Annotated in this window: 7 protein-coding genes; 1 reads left to right on the top strand and 6 read right to left on the bottom strand. The window is 71.5% G+C overall.

Annotated features, from left to right (window positions below):
* From VKG64_20000 to nuoL, 6 genes are all read right to left on the bottom strand, one after another.
* Window positions 1-218: sn-glycerol-3-phosphate ABC transporter substrate-binding protein (locus tag VKG64_20000; GenBank protein ID HKB27324.1), on the bottom strand; the 218-nt coding region annotated here is incomplete at its 3' end.
* Window positions 219-294: 76 nt separating this feature from the next.
* Window positions 295-1,920 carry a glycerol-3-phosphate dehydrogenase/oxidase gene (locus VKG64_19995; GenBank protein ID HKB27323.1) on the bottom strand — a complete coding sequence of 542 codons (1,626 nt, stop codon included), beginning with the start codon at window positions 1,918-1,920 and terminating at the stop codon, window positions 295-297.
* On the bottom strand, window positions 1,917-2,708 hold the full coding sequence (locus VKG64_19990) for an HAD-IIA family hydrolase (GenBank protein HKB27322.1): 792 nt from the start codon (window positions 2,706-2,708) through the stop codon (window positions 1,917-1,919). Before VKG64_19990 ends, VKG64_19995 begins: the two co-directional genes overlap by 4 nt.
* A gap of 45 nt (window positions 2,709-2,753) precedes the next feature.
* Window positions 2,754-4,205, bottom strand: coding sequence for an NADH-quinone oxidoreductase subunit N (locus VKG64_19985; GenBank protein ID HKB27321.1), 1,452 nt, complete (start codon window positions 4,203-4,205; stop codon window positions 2,754-2,756).
* A complete protein-coding gene (locus VKG64_19980; protein ID HKB27320.1) occupies window positions 4,202-5,752 on the bottom strand; it encodes an NADH-quinone oxidoreductase subunit M in 1,551 nt (516 codons plus the stop codon). The genes VKG64_19985 and VKG64_19980 overlap by 4 nt, the downstream gene beginning before the upstream one ends.
* On the bottom strand, window positions 5,753-7,621 hold the full coding sequence (gene nuoL, locus VKG64_19975) for an NADH-quinone oxidoreductase subunit L (protein ID HKB27319.1): 1,869 nt from the start codon (window positions 7,619-7,621) through the stop codon (window positions 5,753-5,755).
* Between the two features lie 62 nt (window positions 7,622-7,683).
* Between nuoL and VKG64_19970 the strand changes: the two genes are divergently transcribed.
* Window positions 7,684-8,349 (top strand): hypothetical protein (locus VKG64_19970; GenBank protein HKB27318.1); only part of this gene is annotated, 666 nt, incomplete at its 3' end.

The following is an 8,349-nucleotide window of genomic DNA, read 5'->3' as shown; positions in this document are numbered from 1 at the left end:
CCGGTGAGGACCTCGGGGTAGGTCCCCTTGTTGAGGGGCTTCACCTCGTAATCGGACTGGCTCTGGTTGAATTGCTTCACGAGCTCGTTGACCGCCTCGCCGAGCTGCCCGCCCATCGCGTGCCAGAAGTGGATCTCGGTCCTCGCCTGGGACGGCGCGGGCGACGCGAGCAGGACCATCGCGGTCAGAACGACGACGATGCCGGCCCACCGCTTCATGCGGACCTCCATGGTCAATCGCGGGTGTGAGTGACGCGCCAGGTGCGCCGCACTATAGCACACGCCCACGGCGCGCTTACGACGCCCGGAACCTGTGCGAGCGCGCGACGTGCGCGCGGAGGGCCTCGAGCTCGGCCGCGAGGCGCCGCGGCGTCCAGCCGAGCAGCTGGCCCATGCGCCGGCCGATCGCCTCGGCGCAGTCCCCGCCCTGGCACCGGCTCGTCCCGATGCCCGTGCGCCGGAGCAGGAAGTCCTGGAGCGAGACCGCCAGCTCCTCCTGCACGGCGAGGTGGAGCTGCGCGACGATGTCGGGGTTCGTCGGGCAGAGGCGGTCGGCGCCGCCGGGCACCTTCCCCGAGAGGTCGATGACCCGCGGGTACGCGCGCCCGTAGAGGGTCACGAGCGTCTCCAGCGTCTCGCGCGCGAGGCCGGAGGCGGCGAGCTCCGGCCCGACGTCGAGCCACGCGCGCGCCTCGACGCGCCCCGCCTCCTCGTCCAGCCCGTCCAGCGTGAGCCGGTCGGTGCCCCCCGGCCCGCCGCGGCCGAGCGTGCGGACGACCCGCTCGCCGAGCCTGGCCGCGAGGCTCCGGAAACAGGTCAGCTTCGTCCCCGTGATCGTGAGGAAGCGCCCGTCCTCCTCGGGGACAACCGTGTGGGCGCGCGAGACCTCCGACTCGCGCTTGCCCTCCTCGAACGAGAGCGGGCGCACGCCCGCGTAGGTGTAGACGACGTGCTCGAACGTCGCGCGCGGGTCGGGCAGCACCTTCCGCACCTCGCCGAGGAGGTAGCTCACCTCGTCGCGGGTCGCGTGGACGCGGTCGAGGTCGCCGTCGAAGTCGGTGTCGGTCGTGCCGACGAGCGAGAAGTCCCGCCACGGGATCACGAAGATCATCCGGTCGTCCCCGGTCGAGTGGTAGATCGCGCGGTCGGTCAGGCGCGGCGTCAGGCAGTGGATCCCCTTCGTCCGGCGCAGCACGCGCCGGCCGCGCTCGGTGACGCCGCCGAGCGCGCGGAGCTCGTCCGCCCACGGCCCGGTCGCGTTGACGACGATCCGGGCGCCGAGCCGCACGACGCGGTCCGTGAGGAGGTCCCGCACCTTCACGCCCGCGACAGCGCCGCGGGTGTCGCGCAGCACCTCCTCCACGAGCGCGTAGTTGAAGGCGCGCGCCCCGTGCCGGCACGCCGAGAGCACATTCTCGAGGCACAGGCGCTCCGGGTACACGAGCAGGTCGTCGAAGTAGTAGCCGGCGCCGCGCAGATCCCGCGCGCGGATCGCGGGCTCGAGCGTCAGCGTGTCCACGGGCCGGAGCACCCGGTAGCGCTCGCGGTTCCGCCCCGGCGTGAGCCAGTCGTAGAGCGTGAGGCCGATCCGCACCTTCACGAGGCTCCGCGAGGAGTCGCGGTAGATCGGCACGAGGAACGGCAGCGGCCGGACCAGGTGCGGCGCGAGACGGCCGAGCGTCTCGCGCTCGCGCAGCGACTCGCGCACGAGGCCGAAGTCGAACAGCTCGAGGTAGCGGAGCCCGCCGTGGATCAGCTTCGACGAGTACGCGGTCGTGCCCGAGGCGAAGTCGCCCTTCTCGACGAGGGCCACCGACAGGCCGCGGAGCGCCAGGTCGCGCGCGCAGCCGGCGCCGGCCATGCCGCCGCCGATGATGACGACGTCGAAGTCGCCGTCGACGAGCGCCCGGGTCGAGGTCATTGGCGCGAGGACTCCACGAGCTCTCCGATCGATCCTAGCACGAGGTCGGGACCCGTTTCGGCGATGCGCGGGTCGTGCGCGCGCGTGACGCCGCTGAGGACGAGCACGGTCGCGAGGCCGCCGCGCTTGCCCATCGCGATGTCCGTCTCGATCCGGTCGCCGACGATCACGCAGTCGGCGGCGGTCACGCCGAGCCGCTCGAGCGCGACCCCGAGGATGATCGGCGACGGCTTCCCGACGACGATCTCGACCGTCCGGCCCGTCACCGCCTCCACGGCGGCGATCATCCCCGCACAGTCCGGGATCTCCCCGTCCTCGGTCGGGCACGTCCGGTCGGGGTTGGTCGCGATCAGGCGCGCGCCGCCGCGCACCGCCTGCAGCGCGGTGTCGAGCTTCGCGTAGTCGAACGTCCGGTCGAAGGCGATCACCACCCACCGCACGCGGTGGTCCGCGCGGACCTCGAAGCCGTGGGCGCGGAGCTCCGCGAGGAGCGGCGGCTCGCCGATGACGAAGATCGGCGCGCGCGCGTCGAGGCGCGCCAGGTGGCGCGCGAGGACGAGCGAGGAGTTGATCACGTCATCGGCCGCGGCGGCGATGCCGAGGCGCGTGAGCTTCGCGGCATAGTCGTCGCGCGTGGCGAGCGGCTTGTTTGAGAGGAAGGCGACACGGCGGCCCGCGCGCCGGAGCGCAGCGATCGCGGCGTCGGCGCCGGGCACCAGCGCCTCGCCCCGGTAGACGGTCCCGTCGAGGTCGACGAGCCAGCCGCGGTGCGGGAGGCGGATGCTCACGCGTCGACGACGCCGGCCCCGGCCCTCGTCGTCATCCCGCGCGGCTCAGCGCAGGAGCGGGGCGACGGCGGCCTGGGCGAGATCCGCGAACGGCGCCGGCAGCACACCGAGCAGCACGATGCCGACCAGGGCGACCGCCAGCGCGAGGCCGCCGGCGAACGACGGCACGAGCGTCACCCCGGCGCCGTCGGGCTCGCGCATGTACATGAAGACGACCACGCGCAGGTAGTAGTACGCGGCGATCGCGGAGTTCAGCACGCCGAGGACCGCGAGCCAGAGGTAGCCCGCGCGGACGGCGGCGCCGAACAGATAGAACTTGCCGACGAAGCCGGCGAGCGGCGGGATGCCGACGAGCGACAGCAGGAAGAGGGCCAGCGCCGCGGCCAGTATCGGGTGGCGCCGCGCGAGCCCCGCGTAGTCGCCCACCTCGACCGCCTCGGCGCGGGCCCGCTCGCACAGCGTGATGACGCCGAACGCGCCCGCCGTCGTGAACGCGTACGTGAGGAGGTAGAAGAGCACCGCGCCCCCGCCGGCGCTCCCGCCGGCGACGACGCCGATGAGCATGTAGCCGACGTGGGCGACCGAGGAGTACGCGAGGAGGCGCTTCAGGTTCGACTGCGCGATCGCCGCGACGTTGCCGACGGTCATCGTGACCACGGCGACGATCCAGAGCAGCGCGGTCCACTCCGGCTGGGACCCGCGGAGGGCCGTGACCAGGACGCGGATCAGCGCCGCGAACGCCGCCGCCTTCGAGCCGGTCGCGATGAGCGCCGTCACGCTCGTCGGCGCGCCCTGGTACACGTCGGGCGCCCACATGTGGAACGGCACCGAGGAGATCTTGAACCCGAAGCCGACGAGCAGGAGGCCGAGCCCGATGACGACGAGCGGGTCGTGGGGTCGGCCGGCCGTCACCGACGCGATCCGGTCGAGGTTCGTCGTCCCGGTGGCGCCGTAGATCAGCGCGATGCCGTAGAGCAGGAACGACGAGGCGAAGGCGCCGAGGATGAAATACTTCATCGAGGCCTCGGACGACGCGAGCTCGCGCTTGAAGAGCCCCGCCAGGACGTAGAGCGACAGCGACATGAGCTCGAGCGCCAGGAACAGGACGACGAGATCGGCGCCCGCGGCGAGCAGGGTCATCCCGGCGGTCGAGAACAGGACGAGGGCGTAGTACTCGCCCGTCTCGGGCGTGCTCCGCCGGAGATAGTCGATCGAGAGCAGCACGACCAGCGCCGCCGCGTAGCAGATCACGACGTCGGCGAACCGCGCGAAGTCGTCGAGCACGACCATGTCGTGGAACCCGCGCATCGCCGTCCCCCAGCGCGCGAGCGTCGCCAGGAGCGCGCCGACCACGCCGGCGAGGGCGACCGTCGCGAGCAGCTCGCGCCCGACCGCGCGCGGCAGGAGGTCGAGCAGGAGCACGAGCCCGGCGGCGCCGAGCACGATCAGCGTCGGCGCGAGGGGACCGAGCGCCACCGGCGGGATCGCGATGGTCATTGGCGCGGGGTCCGCGAGCTCGCCGCGACCTCGGGCGGCCCGAGCGCGGCGCGCGGGGCTCCGCTCTTCGCCTGGACCTGGGCGATCAGCGCGTCGACCGTCGCCCCGGTCTTGCCCGTGAACGCCGTCGGGTAGACGCCGATCCAGACGATGAAGACCACGACCGGCACGACCACCGCCCACTCGCGGAGCGACAGGTCGGCCAGGGCGCGGTTCTCCGCGTGGGTCACCTCGCCGAAGATCATGCGCTGGTACATCCAGAGCAGATAGACGGCCGCGAAGACGATGCCGGTCGTCGCGATCGCGGTGAGCCAGGGGCTCACGCCGAAGGCGCCGACGAGGATCAGGAACTCGCCGACGAACCCGTTGAGGCCGGGGAGGCCGAGCGACGAGAGCACCACGACCATGAAGATCGCCGAGAAGGCCGGCACCACCTTCCAGAGGCCGCCGAAGTCGTCGATCAGGCGGGTGTGGCGCCGCTCGTAGAGCATGCCGACCATGAGGAAGAGCGCGCCCGTCGAGAGCCCGTGGTTCACCATCTGGATGACGCCGCCGACGAGCCCCTGCGGGGTGAGCGTGAAGATCCCGAGCATCACGAAGCCGAGGTGGCTGACGCTCGAGTAGGCGACGAGCTTCTTCACGTCGGGCTGGACGGTGGACACCCAGGCGCCGTAGACGATGCCGATGACGGCCAGCGCGAAGACGAGCGGGCCGAAGGTGAGGCTCGCGTCGGGAAACAGCGGCAGGCAGAAGCGCAGGAACCCGTAGGTCCCCATCTTCAGCAACACGCCGGCCAGGATGACGCTCCCGGCCGTCGGCGCCTCGACGTGGGCGTCGGGCAGCCACGTGTGGAATGGAAAGAGCGGCACCTTGATCGCGAACGCGAGCGCGAAGGCGAGGAACATGAGGTTCTGCGCGAGACCGGGCGCGATCACCCAGCGCGCGAGCGTCGGGACGTCGAAGGTGTAGGCGCCGGTCGCCGCGCCGTGCCCGTGGTAGAGGGCCAGGATGGCCACCAGCATGAGGAGCGAGCCCGCCAGCGTGTAGAGCACGAACTTCACCGCGGCGTAGATGCGGTTCGGCCCGCCCCAGACGCCGATGACGAAGTACATCGGGATCAGCATGGCCTCCCAGAAGACGTAGAAGAGGAAGAGGTCCAGGCTCACGAAGACGCCGAGCATCCCGGTCTCGAGGACCAGCATCGTGATCACGAACTCCTTCAGTCGGTCCTCGATCGCGTGCCAGGCCGAGGCGAGCGCGAGGGGCATGAGGAACGTCGTGAGCAGGACGAGGAGGAGGCTGATCCCGTCGATGCCGACGTGGTAGGAGACGCCGAGCGTCGGCATCCACGGCCGCCGCTCCTCGAACTGGAAGGCCGCCGAGGCGCCGTCGAAGTCGAGATAGAGCGGGACCGAGAGCGCGAACGCGAGGATCGCGATCAGGAGCGCCGCCGTCTTGAGGACGTCCGCGCGGCGCCGTGGGACGAAGACCAGCGCGAGGCCGCCGAGGGCCGGAAGGAACGTGACCGCCGACAGCAAGAACCCCATCTAGCGGCTGAGCAGGAACGCGAGGACGAGGACGGCGCCGGCCAGCATCGTGAGCGCGTAGTTCACCACGTAACCCGTCTGGACCCGCCGGAGCGACCCGGCCCAGCCGACGACGACGCGGCCGATGCCGTTCACGGCGCCGTCGACGACGCCGAGGTCGACGGCGCGCGCGAGGAACCCGAACAGCGCCAGGAGCGGGCGCACGATGACCGCGTCGTACAGCCGGTCCACGTACCACGCGTTCAGCAGCAGCGCGTGGAGCGGCGTCCGCGGGCGGGCGATCGCCTCCGCGCGCACCGGCGTGGACATGTACATGAACCACGCGAGGGTGATCCCCGCCGCGACGACGACCACCGCGAGGATCAGGAGCATGTAGGCGACGAAGCCGCTGTGCGCCTCCTCGTGGAGCGGGAACACGGGCGCCAGGAAGCGGGCGAAGCGGGTGCCCTGCTCGGAAGGGATCCCGACGGCGAGCCCCGCCGCGACCGTGAGCAGCGCCAGCGTCCAGAGGGGCAGCGTCATCACCGGCGGCGACTCGTGCACGTGGTGCGCGGCCTCCTTGGACATGCGCGGCGCGCTGTAGAACGCGAGGAGGAGCAGGCGCGCGGTGTAGAACGCCGTGAGGAACGCCCCCAGCAGCAGGAGCGCCCACATCCAGCGGTTGGCGTGGAAGGCCGCGATCAGGATCTCATCCTTCGAGAAGAAGCCGACGAGCCCCGGGACCCCGGCGAGCCCGAGCCCGCCCACCGTCGTCGTGATCGTCGTCGTCACCATCCGCGAGGAGAGCCCGCCCATCTTCCTGAGATCCTGCTCGCCGCCCGTGCCGTGGATGACGCTGCCCGCGCCGAGGAAGAGGAGCGCCTTGAAGAAGGCGTGCGCGACGAGGTGGAAGATGCCCGCGGCGTATGCGCCGACGCCCACCGCCGCGAACATGTAGCCGAGCTGGCTCACCGTCGAGTAGGCCAGCACCCGCTTGATGTCGGGCTGGATGAGGCCGATCGTCGCGGCGAAGACCGCGGTCGCGGTGCCGACCCAGGCGACCACCTCGAGCGCCGTGCCCGAGCGCTCGAACAGCGCGTGGCTCCGCGCGACCATGTAGACGCCCGCCGTCACCATCGTCGCCGCGTGGATCAGCGCGGACACCGGCGTCGGCCCCTCCATCGCGTCCGGGAGCCACGTGTGGAGCGGGAGCTGCGCCGACTTGCCGCACGCGCCCATGAACAGGAGCAGCGCGATCCCCGTCGCGGTCGCGGTCGGCAGCGTCTCCGCGCTCTTGAAGACGGCCTGGTAGTCCAGCGTGCCGACGGCGTTCCAGAGCCACATGATGCCGAGGCCGAAGCCGAAGTCGCCCACCCGATTCACGATGAACGCCTTCTTCCCCGCCTGCGCGGCCGCGGGGCGCGTGTACCAGAACCCGATCAGGAGATACGAGCAGAGACCGACCGCCTCCCAGAAGAGGTAGAGGAGGAGGAAGTTGCCCGCGAGCACGAGCATCACCATGGAGAAGACGAACAGGTTCAGGTAGCCGAAGTAACGCGCGTACCCGGGATCGTCGTGCATGTAGCCGACGGAGTAGAGGTGGATCAGCGCGCCGACGCCCGTGACCACGAGCAGCATGACACCCGTCAGCGGATCCACGTACGCGGCGACCGACGCCTCGAAGTTGCCCGCGACGATCCAGGTGAAGAGCGTGTGCGTGATGGTCCCGCCGTTCCACGCGCGCGCGAACACGACGCACGACGCGAGGAACGCGCCGCCCACCGCGGGCACGGCGATCCAGTGAGCGCGTCGCGCGATCAGCTTACCGAGGAGAATGTTCAGGAGCGCGCCCGCGAACGGAAGGGCGGGAATCAGCCAGACGGTGGACACCGCGTCATGCTACGAAGGGCGCCCAGGGGTGTCAAGCACGCGACGTGGTATCATTTTGTTCCGTGCCTCCCGCGTCCCGCGTGAAGCTCGGCGTCCTCCTGATCCTCGCCCTCCTGCTCGCCGTCGTCGGCTCGGTGTCCTACCTCGCGTGGCGCCAGTCGGTGCCGGGCGTCCAGTCGCTCACGCCCGCGCCGCGCTTCATCGGCCAGAAGACGACGCTCAAGATCACGCTGGAGGCGCGCCGCGGGAACGTCGCGCGCGTCGAGGTCCGCGTCGTGCAGGACATGAAGTCCACGACCGTGACCCGGCAGGAGGGCGCGTTCGGGCGGCGCGTCGAGCTTCCCCTGACGATCGAGAGCGCGTCGCTGGGGCTCCGCGAGGGCGCCGCCACCCTGGAGGTGTGGGCACGCGACGACTTCTGGCGTCCGCTCCGCGTGGACGACCGCGCCGTCGCCGCCTATCCGGTCACCGTGGATATGACGCCCCCGAAGATCGAGCTCCTCGCCGCGACGCGGTACGTCGCGCCCGGCGGGAGCGGGCTCGTCGCCTTCCGCGTGACGGGCGCCTCGCGCTCGACGCTGACGGCCGGCACGCTCGCGCTCCCGAGCTTCGCGTGGGGCCCTGCCGAGCGCGGCACGCGCATCGCGCTGCTCGCGCTCCCGTGGGACACCGCCCCGGGCACGCCGTTCACGCTGAGCGCGGAGGACGAGGCGGGCAACACGGCCGCG

This window comes from Candidatus Methylomirabilota bacterium, assembly GCA_035260325.1.
Classification (GTDB): Bacteria; Methylomirabilota; Methylomirabilia; order Rokubacteriales; family CSP1-6; genus AR19.
Note: the sequence above shows the minus strand (reverse complement) of the source record. Positions and strands in the feature narration are given on the sequence as shown.

Bases quoted from the DNA above. Each gene is read 5' to 3' on its own strand.
- VKG64_19995 (HKB27323.1), bottom strand. From the start codon at position 1,920: ATGACCTCGACCCGGGCGCTCGTCGACGGCGACTTCGACGTCGTCATC.
- VKG64_19985 (HKB27321.1), bottom strand. From the start codon at position 4,205: ATGACCATCGCGATCCCGCCGGTGGCGCTCGGTCCCCTCGCGCCGACG.
- VKG64_19980 (HKB27320.1), bottom strand. From the start codon at position 5,752: ATGGGGTTCTTGCTGTCGGCGGTCACGTTCCTTCCGGCCCTCGGCGGC.